Genomic DNA, 19,343 nt, shown 5'->3' with positions numbered 1-19,343 from the left:
GAGACTGTATGCTATATATCAACTTGCTATTGGACTATAACTATTGTCATGCTATATGCTTAATATATTGACAATCACTTTCAGTTAGTGTATCATATTAATAGTCAGTTTAATTGACTATCTATGGAGGTGATCGATTTGTATGATGTTTTTGACTCTTGGGGGTATACGTTAAGTAAGATTTCTCAAAGCATGAATGAGCTATTTACTGAAAGGCTATCTATATATAGTATTGATGCAAGAGAATATGGTATTTTATCTGTGGTGTATAAGACACCCAAGCTAACTCAAAAAGAAATTGGGATAAAAATGGTTGTTGATAGAACAACAATGATGCAGCTCATTGATGTGCTTGAAAAAAAGGAATTGATCAATAGAGAAAGTAATCCAAAAGACAGAAGACAGAATTTAATTACTTTAACAGTCAAAGGTAGAGAGATTGTTGAAAAAATGTGGATTGAAATGGAAGAAGTTGAAAAAGAAGTCATTGGTAACATGACACTTGCCCAAAAGAAAGTTTTCGAGCGCATAAATGCTGCTATGAATCGAGGAGAGAGAAAATGAATGAAATAGCTTTTTTAGAATTACAAATTAAATTATCAATTAGCCCTATGGATTTGATGCAATATAAAAAACAAAATCCAACTGATTACATAGTGGTTGATGTTAGAAATGCGCCACCTCATTTGAAAAAAACGAAAATAGCAGGAGCTATCGATATACCATTAACTGTTTTAGCAGAAAACTTAGATAAGCTACCAAAAGATAAATTGATTATTGTTTACTGTTGGGATGTATGGTGTCATATGGGTAAAAAAGCAAGTATTATGTTATTGAAAGAAGGGTATGACGTCAAAGAATTAAGTGGTGGTATTAGTGCTTGGAATGAATTAACCCTACCTGCTGAGAGTCTAGTTTAACAAAATGATAAGAATGGTCTAAGTAAGCGAACGGGACTTGGTCTCTAAACAAAAACAAAAGCAAAAGCAAACTAATAGTAAAACTTGTTGATTTTTGATATCAGCTTGCTGACTATATTAAAAAGCATCTGCCTCATGAACGGATGCTTTTTATGATCTAACTGTTTAATCTAATAATTGAGCGCCAAGACCAATCAAACCAGGGCCTGTGTGCACGACAAGTGCTGGAGATATTTGGTCAACTAGGATTTCGTTTGCTTGTGGGATTTCTTTTTTTAAGACATCGACCAACACCAATGCTTCTGGTTCAGCATTGCCGTGGGCAACAAGCAGTCTAACATTTTGATGATTACCAACAAACTCTTTTACTAAACTAACCGTTTTTTCTAGACTTTTTTTACGACCACGTGATTTGGCAACAGTGTGATAAACACCGGCTTCGTTACACGTGATAATTGGATTGAGTTTGAGTGCATTACCAAGCACAGCGCTTACAAGACCGATGCGGCCTCCTTTTTGGAGGTATTCTAATGTTGCAACACTAAAAAAGATCTTACTTTTATCTGTGCTATGTGATAAATTGTTTGTAATCTCTTCAAAAGTAGCACCTTGTGTAATGAGTTCTGCTGCTTTAATAGCGTGTGATCCAGCGCCAATCCCGATATTTTTCGTATCAAACATGAACGTCTCAAGTTGTGGAAAATCTTGTGCAATCAGTCTGATTGAGTTAAAGGTGCCTGAGAGTCCACTGGATATGGTGATGGCGATCAATTGCTCATACCCATCTGCTATGATTTTTTTAAAGATCTCTTGGATAACTGCCCCTTCAGGTAATGAAGTCTTGGGTATTTCGGTTGGCAATCGATCATAAATTTCTTCAGCAGTAATGGTAACCTTATCTGTAAACGATTCAGTTTCATAGATAATTTTTAAGGGAATTTCATATATATTATTTGCTTGTGCTAGAGCATTTGGGACATCACATCCTGAATCAACTAGGATGGCAATTTTTTTATTTGTCAATTAAACCCTCCTCTGTGTGTTCCATAATCGCCAAACTTTCAGCAAGTTCAATACTTTTTTGTGCCAACAGTTTTGTGGCAAGTGATGATGTCGCTGCTGTGACGATAAAGAATTCTGGTGAGATTTGTTTTGCGAATAGCCCTGTAGTCTCAATGCTTTGGACTTGTTTTCCAACAACGTTTAGAGATGACTCTAAGACATCACAAAAAATGTTATAAGCTTCGTGTATGCCACTAATACGGCCTTGATAAATGATACCGGTCTTAATTTCGGGTATTGTCAGGACTTGTTTTAATAGCGTGATAGCAATTAGAAAAGCTAGGTGTACACGGGAGTATTTCTTTTTGACAGGTGCGGGTATTAGGCCTAATTTAACATAGTTGTTGACCATCGATTTGGTCAACATAGGTTGATCTTGGTGAGATAAAATAGGTCCCAAATATTTACTTACTAGGTTGATGACTTGGTCCATATAGAGTTCTATATCCGGTAGTTCATCCCAGCGTGGTAATGCTGCTGTTTCTATTTGATTTCCCCATTTGGAATCAGAAAAAAGTGTTGACATAGGTTGTATACTTTCTAGTTGAATAGTGTATTATGTAGTTTTAGATACTAGGTCTAGTTTACTATAAAATAGAAATAATGCAAATTGATACCACTTCTTAATCATTTGCTTGTCAAAAATAAGCACCAGCATATTAGGATATTAGGTAAAGCATGATAAAGGACTAGCACTTGGGTGTCAGCTATCTTTCTTTTATCCAAAAAGTCCATATTTGTAAAGGATATTGTATGAATATCCGCATATTGTTAATTTTATTGCATACTTTTTGAAAAATATGCAATAAAAACACTTGACATATGTATTTTTATGCACTATAATGAATATATAATCAAGAAACAAAATATTTAGAGGTGATAATAATGGCAAAAGAAAAAATAGTATTAGCTTATTCAGGTGGATTAGATACATCCGTTGCGATCAAATGGCTTGTAGATGAAGGGTATGATGTTGTAGCAGCTTGTTTAGACGTTGGTGAAGGAAAAGATCTAGATTTTATCAAAGAAAAAGCGTTGACAGTTGGTGCGATTGAATCTTACGTTATTAATGCTAAAGAAGACTTTACACATAATTATGTTGGGTATGCAATCAAAGGTAATCTCATGTATGAGCAAAAGTACCCACTTGTTTCAGCATTATCTCGTCCGTTAATTTCAAAAGCATTGGTTGATGTTGCGCGTGAGACAGGAGCAGCAGGGATTGCTCATGGCTGTACCGGAAAAGGAAATGACCAAGTTCGTTTTGAGGTTGCCATTCATTCCCTAGCTCCTGAACTAAAAGTACTCGCGCCAGTTCGTGAATGGAAATGGTCACGTGAAGCTGAAATCGAATATGCTAAAGCTAATGGAATTCCAGTGCCTGCTGATCTTGATAACCCATATTCAATCGATATGAACTTATGGGGTCGTGCGATAGAAGCTGGTATTTTAGAAAATCCATGGAATGAATGTCCAGAGGACGCTTTCTTCATGACAACATCAATTGAAAACGCACCGGATCAAGCAGAATTTATCGAGTTAACGTTTGAAAAAGGGATTCCAGTTGCACTTGACGGGAAAAAACTTCCCTTATATCAGTTGATCAATGATGTGAATGTCATTGCTGGGAAACACGGTATCGGACGTATCGACCATGTTGAAAACCGTTTAGTTGGGATTAAATCACGTGAAATTTACGAATGTCCAGGTGCGACTGTTATTTTGAAAGCACATAAAGACATTGAAGATATCACATTTGTTCGTGAAGTCTCTCATTTTAAACCAGTGATCGAAAATGAATTATCAAATACGATTTATAATGGGCTTTGGTTTAATCCAGCGACAGATGCGTTGAAAGCTTATATCGATAGCACACAAGAAGTTGTTAATGGTACGGTAAAAGTAAAACTTTATAAAGGGAATGCAATTTGTATCGGTAGAAAATCACCTAATTCACTTTATGATGAGAATTTAGCAACTTATACAGCAGCCGACGAATTTGATCAAGATGCAGCAGTAGGGTTTATCAAGTTATGGGGTCTACCATCACAAGTTAATGCGCAAGTATGGGATAAATTAGATAAAGAAAAATAATTTGTTTAAAGCAACCATCAAATAAACTAAGTCAGGGAACTGGATTTGAATGAGTTGGACTAATAATCGTTACAGTGATGCCGATTAGTCATAAAATATGCATGAAATTAATCGTAGTCAGAGACCTACAATTTCATCAAAAGGCGCTATCATAAGCGCTTTTTTAATAAATAAAATTATCAAAAATAGATATCAGAGTAGTAAAATAATTTGACTTTGAGTATACTGTAAATATAGTAAATATAGAAATTATGGAGAATAGTATGGCAAAATTATGGGGTGGCCGTTTTGAAGCTGGATTAGATAAGAAAACAGAAGCGTTTGGTGCATCAATTACTTTTGATCAGAAAATGGCGCGTCAAGATTTAAAAGGTAGTCTTGCCCATGTGACCATGCTTGCATCAACAGGTATTTTAACTGACCAAGAAGCCGAAGAGATTAAAGCAGGTATCAGAAAAGTTGAGGCCAAATATGAAGCAGGCCAAATCGAATTCAAGATTGAAAACGAAGATATTCATATGAATATGGAAACTTATCTGCATACGGAAATCGGATCGGTAGCTGGTAAGTTACATACAGCACGTTCACGTAATGATCAGGTATCGACAGATATGCACCTTTGGATAAAAGACACATTAGTAGAGACTCAAGATAAGTTGCAAAATTTACGGGAAGTTTTAGTGGCATTAGCATCTGATCATGTTGAAACGATTATGCCAGGATATACGCATCTACAGCATGCCCAGCCTATTTCGTTTGGTCACCATATCATGGCATATTACAGTATGTTAACGCGAGACGCAGAACGCTTTGCCTTTAATATGAAGCACGCTGATATTTCACCTTTAGGTGCTGCAGCATTAGCAGGTACGACTTTTCCTATCGATCGAAAAGAAACTGCAGCTTTGATGGGGTTTAGTGACCTCTATGTCAATTCAATAGATGCAGTGAGTGATCGTGACTTTATTTTAGAGTTTTTAAGTAATGCAAGTATCCTCATGATGCACTTATCACGATTCTGTGAGGAGATCATTCTTTGGTGTAGCCATGAATACCAATTTGTGACTTTATCAGATGCCTTTTCAACAGGATCATCTATTATGCCACAGAAAAAAAATCCTGATATGGCTGAATTAATCCGTGGGAAATCTGGTCGTGTTTATGGTAATCTGTTTGGTTTACTGACAGTGATGAAATCTTTACCTTTGGCTTACAACAAGGATTTACAAGAAGATAAAGAAGGCATGTTTGATACTGCAGAGACAATCTTAACCAGCTTAGATGTTATGAGTGGTATGTTAGCGACGATGACAGTTAACACGTCAGTTATGGCTGAATCGACTGAAAAAGATTTTTCAAATGCGACAGAATTAGCAGACTATTTAGCAGCTAAAGGCTTACCTTTTAGAAAAGCGCACGAAATTGTCGGTGAGATGGTATTAGAGTGTAGTAAAGCAGGCCACTACTTGCAAGATGTCCCTTTAACACGTTATCAAGAAGTATCAGAACTGATCGAGGCAGATATTTACGATACCTTAAACTCTCGCACAGCAGTTGCTAGACGAACTTCATTTGGTGGCACAGGATTTGATCAAGTGAAGATGCAAATTGACTTGGCAAAAGAAACTTTGAAAAATGAGTCATCAGTTTCTAGCAACTAACCCCTTTAAATAACAAGTAGATATATCAGGAATGGACCTATAACAAGGTGCATTTTTTGGGGTTTTATGGTAGAATGACAATGATAACTTATAGTAGGAGAAAGTATTTTGGCGCTTAAGAAAGCATTACGAGTAAAAAAAAAGAAAGATTTTGATCGTATTTTTTATGCTAAAAAATCGACTGCTAATAAAAAATTTATTATCTATCAGCTGCCATCAGATTTGGGCCATTTTAGGGCTGCAGTGTCGGTAAGTAAAAAATTAGGGAATGCCGTGGTTCGTAATCGAGTTAAACGGCTTGTTAGACATGCTTTAGCCCCCCTAACTCCAGAATTGTCAAAAGTGGATTTTGTCATTATCTGTCGAAAAGGTGTGGAAACATTAACATTTGATGAGATTCAAAAAAATTTGGTTCATGTATTAAACCTATCAAAAATATATCAAAAAGATTAATGGATTAGGGTGCTAAAATTATCAAGGGGTAGGTTTAGGAAAAGGAAAAACGTGAAAAGAAAACTTAAATTATCAGCTATATCAGCTTTAGGATTATTAATCCTAGCAGGATGTGGTCGTTCAGATATTACTGGACAAACAAGTGGTATCTGGGAAAAATTTGTTTACGGATTTGCAGAGATTATTCACTTCTTATCGTTTGGCGGTCTTGTGGGTGTAGGTATTATTTTATTTACCTTGATTATCAGAACAGTTTTATTACCTTTGATGCATATTCAAATGAAATCAACGCGTAAGATGCAAGATGTTCAACCTGAACTAAAAAAGCTTCAAGCACAGTACCCAGGTAAAGATAAAGAAAGTAAACGTATCATTGCGGAAAAAACGCAAGAGATTTATGCACAAAATAATGTTAATCCATACATGGGGTGTCTCCCACTTCTTGTTCAAATGCCGATTTTATGGGCCTTGTATCAAGCGATTACGCGTGTACATTTTTTAAGAGATGGTCATTTCCTTTGGTTTAATATTGCTGGTCATGATCCGTATTTCATTTTACCAGTTCTTGCAGCAGTGTTTACTTTTGCAAGTTCATGGTTAACAATGAAAGCAGCACCTGAAAAAAATGCGATGACAACTAGTATGACTTATCTCATGCCAATCATGATTTTTGTAATGGGCCTTACGGTTGCATCAGGGGTTGCCTTATATTGGACTGTTTCAAACGCTTATCAAGTATTCCAAACTTTATTATTAAATAATCCTTTTAAAATTCAAGAAGAAAGACAAGCTAAAGTCAAAGCTGAAAAGGATAAAGAAAAACGTAAGCAAAAAGCGTTAATGAATGCTAAGAAGAAAAAGAAATGATACTTGTCACAGCATATTTTAGTTAGTAACCCTATGGGAAGGAGTAGTTAATTGTATGGCTATTTTTACTGGTAAAACAATAGACGAAGCGATCGAACGTGGATTAAAAAAGCTAGGTGTCAAACGAGAAACTGTTCATATTCAAATTGAGCAAAAAGATAAAAAAGGTTTTTTGGGTATTGGGAAAAAACGGGCACGCGTTAATATTGAGCCTATCCATGAAGATACTGTTCGTCAAGCTGATCGGTTAGCGACTCGTGGGCTATCTGCCGATTTTATTGCAGAATCACCTAAAGTACAATCTGCTATGGAGGCTACAGTTGAGTTATCTCAAGTCGTAAAGGCTGTTAAAGCTGCTGAAAAAGCAAGTGCAGGAGAGTTATCTCAAGAAGATAGGGATGCCATTATTGAGGAAGCTAAACTTGATATTGCTGAAAAAAAGACGCTAACTCAAGGATTAGATGTCAATGCTGATGAAACAAACTTGACGTCTGGTCAAAATAAAGTGATTAAAGAAGTTGCAAAATACTTAACACTTATTACCCAAGATATGGGTGTGCCGGCAACAGTTTCTGTGGCACAAAGTGGCGAGTTGACTATTTTTACACTCAAGTCTACTCAAGATGGTTTGTTAATTGGTAAGCACGGAAAAATTCTACAAGCGTTTCAAGTGCTTGCCAAGGCTTATGCCAATAGTTTGACTGATGAACGCATTACAGTGGCAGTTAATGTCGGTGATTATTATGAGAAGCGTAAAGTCTATATTACAAGTTTGGCGCACCATGCGGTTAAACGTGCAGCTGAGGGGGAGACGGTCTATATCAATGATTTACAAAGCAATGAACGTAAGATCGTTCATGCAATCATTGCGCATGAACCTGGCATCAAGAGTGAATCAGTCGGCAAACATGGTGGCCGATATATCCTTGTCACAAAAGCATAACCGATCACTAACAAATAGATAAAAGCTAAAAAGCTCTCAGTTTATATTACTGAGAGCTTTTTTTATATGTGATAAAATGAATGCTCTATCCCAAAGTCATTAATAAACAGGTTTAATCTTCAAAGTGTGATTCATCATGGATCATACCACGATTTTCGACTTGTGTTGTGAAAACAATATTTGTATTTGTTTGACCAAATCGTTTAAGTTTAATGAGAAATTTTTCTAATTCATGAACGTCTTTAAACAAAACCTTCAGAATGAAATCATAATTTCCGGTTATATTATCAACCTCTAAAACATTTGGAATGTCCTGTACTAAATGGATGAACTCTTTTTTGTTATCTGATTTCAATGAAACATTTATAAACGCCTTGATTTGATATCCCAGTTTCTCATAATCTATGACTAGTCGATAATTCTTTATAATATACTTCTCTAGTTTTTGTATGCGAGAAGAAGCAGAAGGAGAAGAAATGAAGCACTGCTGAGCGATTGATTTTAATGGCTCCCGACTGTTTCTTTGCAAAATATTTAATATCTTGATATCAATATTATCTAAATTCATATTATTTTCTCCTAAAAGTATAGTTGTTGTCATAAAATATGACACAATTTTATCATAAAATTGAATAAATGTAAATTTGGGATGAAAAAAGATTTTTTGCGTCACTTTTTATAACACGAATGCCGAAAATCTAAAATTTATGGTTAATAATATAAAAATAATACCGCTTTCAACTAAATTTTAAGTCATAAACTAGTTTACTATACTAATAATCAGAAAAATCAGAAAATTCTATTGTTTTTAGTTTATAAATGGGTTAAGATTGTAAACATCAAAGTAATCAGTTGATGACTCAAAATCTAATCTTGAAAATGTTTGAATCAGTTGTACATCATAAACTCGTTTTTGCTCTTGAATTTTAGAAAGGAGAAAATTAAAAAACAGTTTATAAATGGTAAGGGTTTGAGCATCGAAATTTAAGAGAATTTATTTTTTTGAAAAGGAGATTGCATGAACCAACTGTTTAACATAGAATTGGCGGAAAAATATTTTCCAAAGATTTTATCTGCTTTACCAACAACCCTTATGATTGTGTTTGTTGCTACAATAATTGGCTTAGTACTTGGTGCTTTAATTGCAATGATACGCATTGAAAAAGTACCTGTTTTATCACAACTTTCAGCTGTGTTTGTCTCCTTTATTCGAGGTACTCCTATACTTGTGCAGCTATTCATCGTATTTTATGGATTGCCAGAAATGTTGAAAATGATTGGCCTTGATATTAGAGATCTAGACAAAATGTATTATCTTTATGTCACTTATGGTCTCAATACAGCAGCTTTTCAATCAGAGACAATTCGTGCCGCAATTCTAAGTGTCCCACAAAATCAATTGGAGGCTTCGTTAGCATCAGGCTTGACTAAGCAACAAGCTTATCTTAAAGTTATCTTGCCACAGGCTATCAAAGTTGCAGTACCTAGTTTTGGTACAGCAACAATTAGTTTGTTGCAAGACACCTCATTAGCTTTTACAATCGGTGTATTAGATGTCATCGGTCGTGCGCAGGCACTGGGTGCTGTGACAATGCATATTTTTGAGGGGTATGTTGATGCAGCAATAATATTTATATTTTGTAGTATTGTACTCGAGTTATTATTTAAATGGATTGAAAAGAAAACCAACTATGATCTAGTTGCGAGTCGTAGAAGAGTTAGCTTATTCAATAGAAAACGGAAATCCAAAGTAGATCAAGTTCACTCATCTCAAAAAGCATCACAAACTATTGTGACTAAAAAAACTTTATCGGAGGAAGTATTATGACTCAATTAATGAAAAAGAATATCGTAGGAAAACTGACTGTTACACTAACTTGTGCAACGATTCTCTTTACTTTAACTGCTTGTGGTAAAAAAGCAGACAAAGCTGATGATACAAGTGATAAAGGTGTTACAACTGTCACGGTCGCTACAGGGAATGCTAGTCTACCGTTTGCATATCTTAATGAAGATAACCAATATGATGGGCTTGATGTGAAATTGATGGAAGCGGTCGATAAGGCATTACCTGAGTACAAATTTAAATTTATTGGCGGTGATTTTCCAACTACTTTATCAAACTTAGAGTCTGGGAAAGCAATGATTGCTAGTTTCCAGTTTGAAGTGAATGATGAACGTAAGCAAAAATTCACCTACGGTACAGTGCCTTATACAGACTGGGATACGTTTATTGTGACTAATGGTGATAAAGGCAAAGCGCTAGATTCATTTGATGAGCTAAAAGGTAAAAAGGTTTATGTTACAACAGGTACCAACCAAGCAGCAATGGCTGAAAATTACTTGAAAGCGCACAAAGATGCTTTTACTCTTGTTTATGGAGAATATACAAATGAGCAAATTGTGGAAGCTATTAAATCTGGTGCAGTTGATGCAACCTTAGCACCGAAATATTCAAACGATTTGTATGTGAAAAACTATGGTGTTAATTTTGTAATTGGTAAAACGCCGGTTAATAAGTCTAAAGCTTATATCTTATTTAATAAAAAAGCAGATGAAAAATTACAAAAAGCAGTCAATGATGAAATGGCAAAATTGAAAGAAGATGGCACGATACTGAAATTATCTAAAAAATATCTAGGTGGAGACTACGTACCAAAAGGTTAACATGAATAGTTACTCACCTAGGATAGCAAGTTCAGCTTTTAGTTCATTTTGAATTAGAAACCGACAAAGTGAGGAGTCAAGTCTATGAGTTTTAAGTTTGAAGTTTTTCTCAAAAGTTTAAAGATTGCTAGTAAATATATCGGCACAACGCTTGAAGTCGCACTAAGTGCGTTGTTCATCGGTTTATTTCTAGGCTTAATCATTGCTTTGATAAGGTTTTATAAGGTACCAGTTTTATCCCAATTTTTAGCAGGACTATTCACTGTGCTAAAAGCAATTCCAATTGTCTTGATTCTACTTGCTACCTATTTGATTTTTGCTAAAACATTTGATCAATTTGCTGTAAATGTTGGTTGGCATATGAAGTTTAAAGATATCAATCCACTGCTGATTCCTATATTCTGCTTATCTATCTTATCAACGATTGGTTTGAGCGAAACATTTCGTGGAACGTTTGCCTCAATTGGGAAAGGTCAACAGGATGCTGCAAAATCGATTGGGATGGGAACATTTCAAATTATTACTAGAATTATTTTACCTCAAGCGCTGCCAGTCGCCTTACCGATGATGAGTAATACTTTAATTGGTTTGGTTAAGGCGTCTGCTTTAGTATCAATGGTTGGTGTTGTGGATATCTTTGCAGCAGCAAAAATTTCTGCACAACAAAATTATCGGTTTTTAGAGGCTTACTTGGCAGTCGCGCTAATTTACTGGATTATCAATATTTTTATTGAACAGGGAGCGGGGATGTTAGAGCGTAATTTAAATAGTAGACTTCGGAGGGATGCCGCATGATGACAGCAAAAAATGTTCATAAGCGTTTTGGTGCAAATGAAGTACTGAAAGGGGTGGACTTAACAGTTGAACCAGGCCAAGTTATTTGCATCTTGGGACCTTCTGGTTCTGGGAAAACGACTTTCTTGAGATGTCTTAATTTTTTAGAGTCGGCAGATGAGGGTGAGCTGACCGTTGATGGTCAAACGGTCGAATTTAAAAGTGTGAAGAAAAAAGAGATATTATCTGTTCGTCGTAAAACAGCAATGGTTTTTCAAAACTATGCATTATTTGCTAATAAAACGGCAAAAGAAAATATCATGCTACCTTTAATGTTGGCACAAAAATTATCTAAGGTAGATGCTGAAAAACGTGCTGTCGAAGTGTTAGATAAGGTATCTCTATTAAATAGAGCTGATTTTTACCCGTCACAATTATCAGGTGGTCAACAACAGCGAATAGGTATTGCACGAGCATTAGCTATCAATCCAGATGTCATTTTATTTGATGAGCCAACAAGTGCTCTAGATCCAGAGTTAGTTGGACAGGTGCTCGCGTTAATGAAAGATATCGCAAAATCTGGTGTCACAATGGTCGTTGTCACACATGAAATGCAGTTTGCATATGAAGTCTCAGATAAGGTTGTGTTTATGGAAGGCGGTGTGGTTGTAGAACAAGGCACACCTGATGCGTTGTTCAATCATCCAAAAGAAAGTCGAACGAAAGCATTTTTATCACGATACACAAATGCTTAAGTATGAATATGGAGGAATTATGAATTATCAATTTTCAAATCGTATTTCAAAAATTAAGGTAAATCCATTGCGTGCTAATGCCCGAAAAAATATGGAACATCCAGACGTGATTTCGTTTGCCTATGGTTTCCCGCCAGAAGCGGCTTTTCCTAGTCATAAACTTGCAGAGATTTCTCAAAAACTTTATGATCTAGATAATCATGAAACTTTTCTACAGTACGGTCCATCAGAAGGTCATCCAGAATTTTTATCAGTATTAGGACAGCGGTTATCTGCTGTTGTGAATGCTTATGATAGTGAAGCAGATGAGTTGATGGTTGTATCGGGATCGACTCAGGGGATGGATTTGACAATCAAGGCATTTTGCAATGAAGGTGACGTGGTTATTTGTGAATCACAAACATTCTCAGGTGCGGTAAATAGTATTCGTGCTTATGGTGCTGAACCTCTTGCGATACCAATGAAAGGTGAATCGATAGATTTAGATTTAGTAGAGGCGGCTTTAGTTGCAGATGTTGAAAAAAAGATTAAATTAATCTATCTGATTCCGACATTCCAGAATCCGTTGGGGACTTCAATGCCACTCGAAGATCGAAAACGGGTATATGAATTGGCCAAAGCCTATGGTGTTATGATATTTGAGGATGATCCTTATGGTGATCTCTTATACGTTGGGGAACACATTCCAAAAATTAAATCTTTTGACAAAGCCGGTATCGTGATCTATTCGGGCTCGTTCTCTAAAATTTTAGCGCCATCTAGCCGTGTAGGATTCTTAGTCATTCCCAAAGGTGCATATGAGATGATTTTGTTAGGGAAACAGACCAGTGATTCACATACTAACCAATATTGGCAACTAGTTGCTGCAAAGTTCATGATTGATTATGATTTTGAAGCACATATTGATGGCTTACGAGAATTATATAAAGAAAAATATTTGCTCATGATGGATGAACTAGATAAAATTTCTCCAGATTTGATGACTTATATTAAACCAGCAGGTGGTTATTTCTTATGTGGAAAACTATCTTCAACTGTTGATATTGCTAAGTTTTATGATTATTTGATTGAACACCAAGTTGCGATTATCCCAGGAAATGTAATGAGTGTAGCGCAAGAAGGGTTTGATAACTATTTCAGATTAAACTTTACAAAACCAACATTAGATGAGATTCGCAAAGGGATCAATATTATCAATGAAGCATTACAGTCAGCAAATTTATCAACTTCAGTAAAGGCACTTGAAAAAGAGGTAATGTAACTTATGAAATTAATCTTTATGGGGGCAAATGAGCAAGAAAAATTATTCATAGATATGTGGGCTAAGCAGCATCAAACAGTTGTAAAAGTTGTCACTGAAAATCTGAGCATAGATAATGTTGATCAAACAAAAGGGTTTGACGGCATTTGTTTATATCCAAGCCAGGAAATGGCAACACAACCTAGACTATACCAAAAACTTGAGGAGAATGGCATCAAGGTATTGTCTATCAAATCAACAGGAGTAGATGGGATTAATTTTGATTTTGCCAAACAACATCAGCTGACAGTCACAAATGTACCAGGCTACAGTCCAACATCAGTTGGACACTTTGCAGTGATGCTAATATTAATGACACTTCGTAATGTACCAAGTTATTTGAATCATGATAATAGAAAAGCACATTTAGGTCGAGAGTTATCAGATGTTACGATTGGTATTTTAGGAACTGGTAGAATTGGTAGTCTTGTTGCTGATAATCTCATGGCTATGGGCGCAAATGTGATTGCTTGTGCAACACGTGAAAATCTTAGTTTAAAAGCACGAGGACTTAAGTATGTGAGTTTTGAAGCACTTATCCAAAAATCAGATGTTATCTCGATTCATATTCCTGCTTCAACTAAAAATTATCATTTATTTTCAACTGATGTGTTTGACCAGATGAAAGAAAATGCCATACTAATTAATACAGCACGTGGCGCAATAATTGATACTCAAGCGTTGATCCCTTTTTTAGAGGTAGGGAAAATTGGTGGATTAGGGATTGATGCAATTGAAGATGAAGAAAAGTATTTTTTAACTGGGTGGAGTGAAAATCCGCTAGTTAAACAACTTGTGGCTTTCCCAAATGTATTGATTACACCACATATTGCCTACTTTACGGGTTTAGCAGTGCGTGAAATCGTTGAAACTGCCTTAGATAATGCAGTTGCAGTAGTGAATAATGAAGAAAACCTGAACATTGTTGCATAGACTATCAGATTAAGCGTAGATCTGAGTTGAGATATAATTAAAAGGGGTGGAAGTATGGCAAATCAAATTGAAATTACAGATGTTCATAAAAGTTTTGGTAATCACAAAATTTTAAAAGGAGTGAATGTTGTTGTTCAAGAAGGTGAAGTGGTTTGCATTTTAGGACCATCCGGATCTGGGAAAACGACATTTCTGCGCTGCATTAATTTTTTGGAACGTGCTAATGCTGGCAGGATTATTTTAGGAGATAATCGTGTTGATTTTAGTGCTGCGACTAAAAAATCAATCAAAGCGATTCGGATGAATACTGCTATGGTTTTTCAAGGCTATGAATTGTTTAAACATATGACCATACTTCAAAATGTTATGGAGGGATTGGTTACAGTGCGAAAAGTACCGAAAAAAAAGGCAATGTCAGTGGCGATGAAAGCACTTGAAAAAGTTGGGCTAGCTGATAAAGCTTCTGCCTATCCAAGTCAGTTATCAGGAGGTCAACAACAGAGGATTGGGATTGCTAGAGCGATGGCTTTGGAGCCTGAATTGATGTTGTTTGACGAGCCGACTTCTGCTTTAGATCCTGAATTAGTAGACGAAGTGCTTGCCATCATGAAAGAACTTGCCGCGAGTGGTAGAACGATGATTATCGTGACACATGAGATGCAATTTGCTTATGAAGTTGCTGACAAAATTATTTTTATGGCAGATGGTAAAGTTTTAGAATCTGGGACACCAGATGAGGTATTCAATCATCCGAAAGAGCAGCGAACTCAAGAGTTTTTATCGCGCTTGAATTTTAGTTAGGCGGGTCAAATAAGTGGTATTTTCTCAAAAAAAACTTGAATTGACGCATGAAAAGATTCTATCCAAAGACTTATTGTTGGTGATGCTCATTTCTTTTCTGGCAGGGACAGCTATTACTACGCAGATGGGGACTTTGCCTTTATATGTGGCGCATCTTGGCGGAACCAAAGGAGATGCTGGGACTATTGTGGGTATTCTAGGCCTTTCAGCTTTATGCTTGAGAATACCTATCGGAGGCTTATTAGATAAATTTGGTCGCAAATTAATTTTGATAATAGGTATGGCGGTTCTGGTTGCAGATTTTTTGGTCTTAAATCTTAACCATCAACTTGGTTTTTTATTTTTCTTAAGATTGGTTCAAGGTGCTGCTTTGGGTATTGAAAATACAGCTGTTGGTACGTTAGCAAGTGATTTAATACCTAGAAATCGTTTATCTGTGGGGTTAGGCTACTTTAGTATTGCGCAGACCCTACCTCAAGCAATTGGTCCGTTGATTGGCTTATATCTAGTTCAGAATTATGGCTTCAATTCTTTGTTTTTTGTTGGGTTATTACTAACTGTTATCGCTTTTTTGGCAAGTTTGCTGGTATCTGATCATTATGAACAAAAAATAACCAAACCTCAACTCAACCAACGATTGACTAACAAGGATAATTTAGCAAATGATCTAAGACAGGCTAAAGCACACAGATTATCGCCTAAACAAGGGCTATTGAGTGTGCCAGTACTGGTACCTAGTTTAATTTTATCGATTGTTTGTTTAGCAAATTCTGGTGTTACAGCTTTCGTTTCACAGTTTGCAATTGAACGAAATGTATCAAATATTGGGTATTATTTTACGGTAAATGCACTTGTAACGGTACTGATGCGTTTGATATATCCTAAGTTTTTAGTAACAATTAAGACTTCAAAGGTTGTTTTTATTAGTCTATGCTTTATTATTGCATCCTTAATATTGGTTTCTAAAAGCACAACTTTAATCAGTTTTTTACTAGCTGGTAGTCTATATGGTATTGGTTTTGCGAGTGTATTGCCTATTATGAATGCGGTTGTTTTAAATCATGTCAGCGATCATCAGCGTGGGCGTGCAACGGCGATATTTTCAGCGTCATTAGATGTGGCTTATGGCAGTGGTGCTATGATCTGGGGGTTTGTTGCAATGCAAGTGGGGTTTGAACAGATGTATCTAATTTCGGGTATTTTTGTAGCCTTGACCTTAGGGATTGTGATGAAATATCACAAATTACTTTTTTAAACATTAGAAAGTTGGTAAAGGATGTGTGATAAAATTAAGATACGCCTGTTACAGTTATCTGACTTTGAGCAAATCTGGTTGCTTTGGAACAGTGTGCCAGGAGTAGGTTTGCGTCAATGGGACGATAGTGAATCGGGTATAGCTGCTTTTTTAAAGCGTAATCCAACAACCTGTTTTGTCGCTGAGAAAAGTGGCAGTATACTAGGCTGTATGTTATCTGGAAATGATGGTAGACGAGGATTTATTTATCATGCAACTGTGCGCACCGATATGCATTATCATGGAATAGGTAAGGCTATGTTAACAGAAGTTTTGCGGTCACTTAAAATAGAAGGGATTAAAAAAGTCAATTTAGTCTGTTTTATTGAAAATGATAAAGCTCAAGAGTTCTGGCAGAGCCAAGGGTTTAGCTTTCGTCGAGATTTAACTTATATGGAAAAGGAGATTTAAGAAATGATTGCACTGATGCATACCTTAACGCCTGAACAAAAAGCAGAGTATGAAACAAAGTTTTCACAAGAAATTTTAATTGTTGACCAAGAACTTGAGGGTGTGTTTCTTGAAGTTGATTGCTTAATCTCAACCCCCAATATATCTGTAGAGTTTTTAAGACATTTTCCTAATCTCAAACTCATTTTCACCTTATCATCTGGTGTTAATAAGATGCCCTTTGACTATTTAAAAGAGCATGATATCATATTAACGAATAGTCGTGGTATGCATGCAGAATTTATGAGTGAACATGCACTTGCTATGATTTTATCGTATACACGTGGGATTAGACATGCGTATACATCTCAAATAGCACATCACTGGTCACAAGGAGAGGTGTCTTTAGGAACTGTTAGTGGTAGTCAACTTTGTATTGTAGGTGCTGGGGCTATTGGACAAGCATTAGCTTCGAAATCTGTGGCTTTGGGTATGAATGTAATTGGAGTTTCCCGGACAGGTCAGCCTCAAAAAAACTTTGAACATATGTATGTGACGTCAGAATTGTCTCAAGCGATTTCACAAGCAGACATCGTCGTCCTGTTAACGCCTTTGACCTCGGAAACGTTTCACTTATTCGACCATCAAACATTTTCGGCTATGAAACAAGGAAGCTGTTTTATCAATATCTCAAGGGGAGAAACGGTTGATGAAACAGCTTTACTTGAAAATTTAACAAACGGGAAATTGTCTTTTGCTGGATTAGACGTATTTGAAAAAGAACCTTTAACAGCACAATCACCATTTTGGGATTTGCCAAATGTGCTGATAACACCGCATTCTGCAGGAGATATAGATGACTATCTACCTCGTGCAATGGCTATATTTTCAGGTGTATTGTCGGATTTTTTACAAGATAAAGTAATTCGGAATCGTGTTGATTTAGAGTTGGGGTACTAAAATGACAGCATTAAGACAATATAAAATAGCAGTGGTGCAATTGCAAACAAGTGATCATTTAAAAAATAATTTGGAAAAAATTGAAAAGATGATCAGAACAGCTGCCAAAGAGGGTGCTAAACTCATTGCTTTTCCAGAAGTGATGAATGTGATTGACACGCGTGTACCCAGTTATTCAGAAAATGATGGTGGTGAAACGTTTCGGTTAATCTCGCATTTGGCAAAAAGTTTAGGTGTCTATATACACGGGGGATCTTGGTCTGAGACCATTCCAGATTCAAACAAACATTACAATACAAGCTATTTATTTAACGATCAAGGTGAAGTGGTAGGAAAATATAGAAAGATTCATACCTTTGACATCACAGATCCATCTGGTAATGTTTACAGGGAATCTGACACCGTGGCTTCTGGTAATGAGTTGGTAGTCGTTGATACGCCACTTGGTAAATTAGGGTTTGCGATTTGTTACGATCTGAGATTTCCAGAGTTGCATCGTTTGTTGGCACTAAAAGGTGCTCAAATTATTTTTAATCCTTCAGATTTCAACTTGATGACAGGCAAAGATCATTGGGAAGTACTTTTGCGAGCGAGAGCGATTGAAAATGGTGTTTACATGGTTGCAGCGGATCAACATGGCCAAAATGCCAAGATGTTAGCCTATGGGAATAGTTTAGTCGTTAATCCGTGGGGAACGGTAGTTGCTCGCGCAGCAGATGGGGAACAAATCTTATACGCTGAGATTGACCTGGATAGCCTAGATGAAGTTAGAGGTAGGATGCAGACATTAGAGAATCGTCAGATTGCTGCATATGACTTGTCAGAAAATGCTGATAAGCAAGATAAGTCATGTTAAACAATAGGTCTAAGATGGATAGGAAAAGCAGATGACGCATATCTGTCTTTTTTCATATGATACGAATGTGTAACGACTGCTTTGATAGGTTAAGTATGAGGCTTAGCTGTTTAGGAGGGATGTTGTATCAAATCAAAATAACACTTACTGAATTGATAATATTCAAGAGAGGTTTTATTCATAAAATAAAATCAAATCAGAAACATAAGATGATATTGACAGCGGACTATAAAAACGATATAATATTAAGGTATGTTTAGTAACTGATCAAAAGCCTAGGCTAGACATAAAGATTGTAGGTTATACTTACAACCAAAAATTCTGTACAGGAGGAAAATATTTATGAAACGCACTTTTCAACCAAGTAAACGTAAACGTCAAAAAACACATGGTTTCCGTAAACGTATGGCAACTAAAAATGGTCGTCGCGTAGTCGCTAGCCGTCGTCGTAAAGGCCGTGCAGTTTTAACTGCATAACATAAAAAGAACATGGAAACTCGAGTCCATGTTCTTTTTTATGTTGTTGAAAAACAGCAAAGCGAGTAAAGGTTTTAAATTTTACTTTAGATTAATCACGACTTTTTTGGTATAATTGAAACCGGTTACCAGGTAT

22 protein-coding genes are annotated in these 19,343 nt (G+C 36.1%); 19 read left to right on the top strand and 3 right to left on the bottom strand.

Features of this window, described 5'->3' with window-relative positions:
• The first annotated feature begins 138 nt into the window (after positions 1 to 138).
• Together RU87_RS06600 and RU87_RS06595 are read left to right on the top strand one after the other, a co-directional pair.
• Positions 139 to 564 (top strand): MarR family winged helix-turn-helix transcriptional regulator, encoded by a 426-nt coding sequence (locus tag RU87_RS06600; RefSeq protein WP_425268493.1) that lies wholly within the window; start codon positions 139 to 141, stop codon positions 562 to 564.
• Positions 561 to 920 carry a rhodanese-like domain-containing protein gene (locus tag RU87_RS06595; RefSeq protein ID WP_068162863.1) on the top strand — a complete coding sequence of 120 codons (360 nt, stop codon included), beginning with the start codon at positions 561 to 563 and terminating at the stop codon, positions 918 to 920. The genes RU87_RS06600 and RU87_RS06595 overlap by 4 nt, the downstream gene beginning before the upstream one ends.
• Before the next feature lie 165 nt (positions 921 to 1,085).
• Here the strand turns inward: RU87_RS06595 and RU87_RS06590 are convergent, their stop codons facing one another.
• Both RU87_RS06590 and RU87_RS06585 read right to left on the bottom strand, forming a co-directional pair.
• On the bottom strand, positions 1,086 to 1,943 hold the full coding sequence (locus RU87_RS06590; protein WP_068162865.1) for a DegV family protein: 858 nt from the start codon (positions 1,941 to 1,943) through the stop codon (positions 1,086 to 1,088).
• Positions 1,933 to 2,508 carry a DUF1836 domain-containing protein gene (locus RU87_RS06585; RefSeq protein WP_068162868.1) on the bottom strand — a complete coding sequence of 192 codons (576 nt, stop codon included), beginning with the start codon at positions 2,506 to 2,508 and terminating at the stop codon, positions 1,933 to 1,935. The genes RU87_RS06590 and RU87_RS06585 overlap by 11 nt, the downstream gene beginning before the upstream one ends.
• A 359-nt stretch (positions 2,509 to 2,867) precedes the next feature.
• On the opposite strand from RU87_RS06585, the gene RU87_RS06580 reads away from it, so the two are divergent.
• The 5 genes from RU87_RS06580 (at position 2,868) to RU87_RS06560 (ending at position 8,000) form a co-directional block, all read left to right on the top strand.
• Entirely contained in the window at positions 2,868 to 4,076 is a 1,209-nt protein-coding gene (locus RU87_RS06580) for an argininosuccinate synthase (RefSeq protein WP_068162873.1), read from the top strand.
• 263 nt (positions 4,077 to 4,339) lie between these two features.
• Positions 4,340 to 5,737 (top strand): argininosuccinate lyase, encoded by a 1,398-nt coding sequence (gene argH, locus RU87_RS06575; protein ID WP_096835829.1) that lies wholly within the window; start codon positions 4,340 to 4,342, stop codon positions 5,735 to 5,737.
• Between the two features lie 108 nt (positions 5,738 to 5,845).
• On the top strand, positions 5,846 to 6,190 hold the full coding sequence (gene rnpA / locus RU87_RS06570; RefSeq protein WP_068162877.1) for a ribonuclease P protein component: 345 nt from the start codon (positions 5,846 to 5,848) through the stop codon (positions 6,188 to 6,190).
• Between the two features lie 51 nt (positions 6,191 to 6,241).
• On the top strand, positions 6,242 to 7,057 hold the full coding sequence (gene yidC, locus RU87_RS06565; RefSeq protein ID WP_068162888.1) for a membrane protein insertase YidC: 816 nt from the start codon (positions 6,242 to 6,244) through the stop codon (positions 7,055 to 7,057).
• A 55-nt stretch (positions 7,058 to 7,112) separates the two neighbouring features.
• Complete coding sequence (locus RU87_RS06560) at positions 7,113 to 8,000, top strand: Jag family protein (protein WP_068162894.1); 888 nt, start codon at positions 7,113 to 7,115, stop codon at positions 7,998 to 8,000.
• 112 nt (positions 8,001 to 8,112) lie between these two features.
• On the opposite strand, the gene RU87_RS06555 is transcribed toward RU87_RS06560, so the two are convergent.
• Complete coding sequence (locus tag RU87_RS06555) at positions 8,113 to 8,568, bottom strand: Lrp/AsnC family transcriptional regulator (RefSeq protein WP_068162896.1); 456 nt, start codon at positions 8,566 to 8,568, stop codon at positions 8,113 to 8,115.
• 450 nt (positions 8,569 to 9,018) lie between these two features.
• On the opposite strand from RU87_RS06555, the gene RU87_RS06550 reads away from it, so the two are divergent.
• From RU87_RS06550 to rpmH, 12 genes are all read left to right on the top strand, one after another.
• The gene (locus tag RU87_RS06550; RefSeq protein WP_082782171.1) at positions 9,019 to 9,828 is read left to right on the top strand and encodes an amino acid ABC transporter permease; all 810 of its coding nucleotides are present in this window, start codon (positions 9,019 to 9,021) and stop codon (positions 9,826 to 9,828) included.
• Positions 9,825 to 10,667 (top strand): transporter substrate-binding domain-containing protein, encoded by an 843-nt coding sequence (locus RU87_RS06545; RefSeq protein ID WP_231860441.1) that lies wholly within the window; start codon positions 9,825 to 9,827, stop codon positions 10,665 to 10,667. Before RU87_RS06550 ends, RU87_RS06545 begins: the two co-directional genes overlap by 4 nt.
• An 84-nt stretch (positions 10,668 to 10,751) precedes the next feature.
• On the top strand, positions 10,752 to 11,462 hold the full coding sequence (locus RU87_RS06540) for an amino acid ABC transporter permease (protein WP_068162898.1): 711 nt from the start codon (positions 10,752 to 10,754) through the stop codon (positions 11,460 to 11,462).
• Complete coding sequence (locus RU87_RS06535) at positions 11,459 to 12,196, top strand: amino acid ABC transporter ATP-binding protein (RefSeq protein ID WP_068162899.1); 738 nt, start codon at positions 11,459 to 11,461, stop codon at positions 12,194 to 12,196. Before RU87_RS06540 ends, RU87_RS06535 begins: the two co-directional genes overlap by 4 nt.
• Before the next feature lie 19 nt (positions 12,197 to 12,215).
• On the top strand, positions 12,216 to 13,457 hold the full coding sequence (locus tag RU87_RS06530; protein WP_068162900.1) for an aminotransferase-like domain-containing protein: 1,242 nt from the start codon (positions 12,216 to 12,218) through the stop codon (positions 13,455 to 13,457).
• A 3-nt stretch (positions 13,458 to 13,460) separates the two neighbouring features.
• Positions 13,461 to 14,429 (top strand): NAD(P)-dependent oxidoreductase, encoded by a 969-nt coding sequence (locus RU87_RS06525; RefSeq protein WP_068162901.1) that lies wholly within the window; start codon positions 13,461 to 13,463, stop codon positions 14,427 to 14,429.
• Between the two features lie 54 nt (positions 14,430 to 14,483).
• Positions 14,484 to 15,230, top strand: coding sequence for an amino acid ABC transporter ATP-binding protein (locus RU87_RS06520; protein WP_068162903.1), 747 nt, complete (start codon positions 14,484 to 14,486; stop codon positions 15,228 to 15,230).
• 13 nt (positions 15,231 to 15,243) lie between these two features.
• Positions 15,244 to 16,485 (top strand): MFS transporter, encoded by a 1,242-nt coding sequence (locus RU87_RS06515; protein WP_231860442.1) that lies wholly within the window; start codon positions 15,244 to 15,246, stop codon positions 16,483 to 16,485.
• 21 nt (positions 16,486 to 16,506) lie between these two features.
• Entirely contained in the window at positions 16,507 to 16,935 is a 429-nt protein-coding gene (locus tag RU87_RS06510) for a GNAT family N-acetyltransferase (protein ID WP_068162904.1), read from the top strand.
• A 3-nt stretch (positions 16,936 to 16,938) separates the two neighbouring features.
• Positions 16,939 to 17,874 (top strand): D-2-hydroxyacid dehydrogenase, encoded by a 936-nt coding sequence (locus RU87_RS06505; protein WP_068162906.1) that lies wholly within the window; start codon positions 16,939 to 16,941, stop codon positions 17,872 to 17,874.
• 1 nt (position 17,875) lies between these two features.
• Positions 17,876 to 18,730 (top strand): carbon-nitrogen hydrolase family protein, encoded by an 855-nt coding sequence (locus RU87_RS06500; RefSeq protein ID WP_068162909.1) that lies wholly within the window; start codon positions 17,876 to 17,878, stop codon positions 18,728 to 18,730.
• 342 nt (positions 18,731 to 19,072) lie between these two features.
• Positions 19,073 to 19,207: a 50S ribosomal protein L34 gene (gene rpmH, locus RU87_RS06495; protein WP_047914782.1), complete on the top strand. Its 135-nt coding sequence runs from the start codon at positions 19,073 to 19,075 to the stop codon at positions 19,205 to 19,207.
• The last annotated feature ends 136 nt before the right edge of the window (positions 19,208 to 19,343 follow it).

It is taken from the genome of Pseudolactococcus plantarum (assembly GCF_002441715.1).
Taxonomy (GTDB): Bacteria; Bacillota; Bacilli; order Lactobacillales; family Streptococcaceae; genus Pseudolactococcus; species Pseudolactococcus plantarum.
This window is presented reverse-complemented; position numbering and strand designations above follow the sequence as displayed.

Excerpts from the sequence above, each read along its gene's own strand:
- RU87_RS06510 (WP_068162904.1), top strand. The coding sequence starts at position 16,507 with ATGTGTGATAAAATTAAGATACGCCTGTTACAGTTATCTGACTTTGAG.
- argH (WP_096835829.1), top strand. The coding sequence starts at position 4,340 with ATGGCAAAATTATGGGGTGGCCGTTTTGAAGCTGGATTAGATAAGAAA.
- RU87_RS06505 (WP_068162906.1), top strand. The coding sequence starts at position 16,939 with ATGATTGCACTGATGCATACCTTAACGCCTGAACAAAAAGCAGAGTAT.
- RU87_RS06555 (WP_068162896.1), bottom strand. The coding sequence starts at position 8,568 with ATGAATTTAGATAATATTGATATCAAGATATTAAATATTTTGCAAAGA.
- RU87_RS06535 (WP_068162899.1), top strand. The coding sequence starts at position 11,459 with ATGATGACAGCAAAAAATGTTCATAAGCGTTTTGGTGCAAATGAAGTA.
- RU87_RS06585 (WP_068162868.1), bottom strand. The coding sequence starts at position 2,508 with ATGTCAACACTTTTTTCTGATTCCAAATGGGGAAATCAAATAGAAACA.
- rpmH (WP_047914782.1), top strand. The coding sequence starts at position 19,073 with ATGAAACGCACTTTTCAACCAAGTAAACGTAAACGTCAAAAAACACAT.
- RU87_RS06580 (WP_068162873.1), top strand. The coding sequence starts at position 2,868 with ATGGCAAAAGAAAAAATAGTATTAGCTTATTCAGGTGGATTAGATACA.
- RU87_RS06540 (WP_068162898.1), top strand. The coding sequence starts at position 10,752 with ATGAGTTTTAAGTTTGAAGTTTTTCTCAAAAGTTTAAAGATTGCTAGT.
- RU87_RS06500 (WP_068162909.1), top strand. The coding sequence starts at position 17,876 with ATGACAGCATTAAGACAATATAAAATAGCAGTGGTGCAATTGCAAACA.
- RU87_RS06595 (WP_068162863.1), top strand. The coding sequence starts at position 561 with ATGAATGAAATAGCTTTTTTAGAATTACAAATTAAATTATCAATTAGC.
- RU87_RS06520 (WP_068162903.1), top strand. The coding sequence starts at position 14,484 with ATGGCAAATCAAATTGAAATTACAGATGTTCATAAAAGTTTTGGTAAT.
- RU87_RS06530 (WP_068162900.1), top strand. The coding sequence starts at position 12,216 with ATGAATTATCAATTTTCAAATCGTATTTCAAAAATTAAGGTAAATCCA.
- RU87_RS06560 (WP_068162894.1), top strand. The coding sequence starts at position 7,113 with ATGGCTATTTTTACTGGTAAAACAATAGACGAAGCGATCGAACGTGGA.
- RU87_RS06545 (WP_231860441.1), top strand. The coding sequence starts at position 9,825 with ATGACTCAATTAATGAAAAAGAATATCGTAGGAAAACTGACTGTTACA.
- RU87_RS06525 (WP_068162901.1), top strand. The coding sequence starts at position 13,461 with ATGAAATTAATCTTTATGGGGGCAAATGAGCAAGAAAAATTATTCATA.
- RU87_RS06550 (WP_082782171.1), top strand. The coding sequence starts at position 9,019 with ATGAACCAACTGTTTAACATAGAATTGGCGGAAAAATATTTTCCAAAG.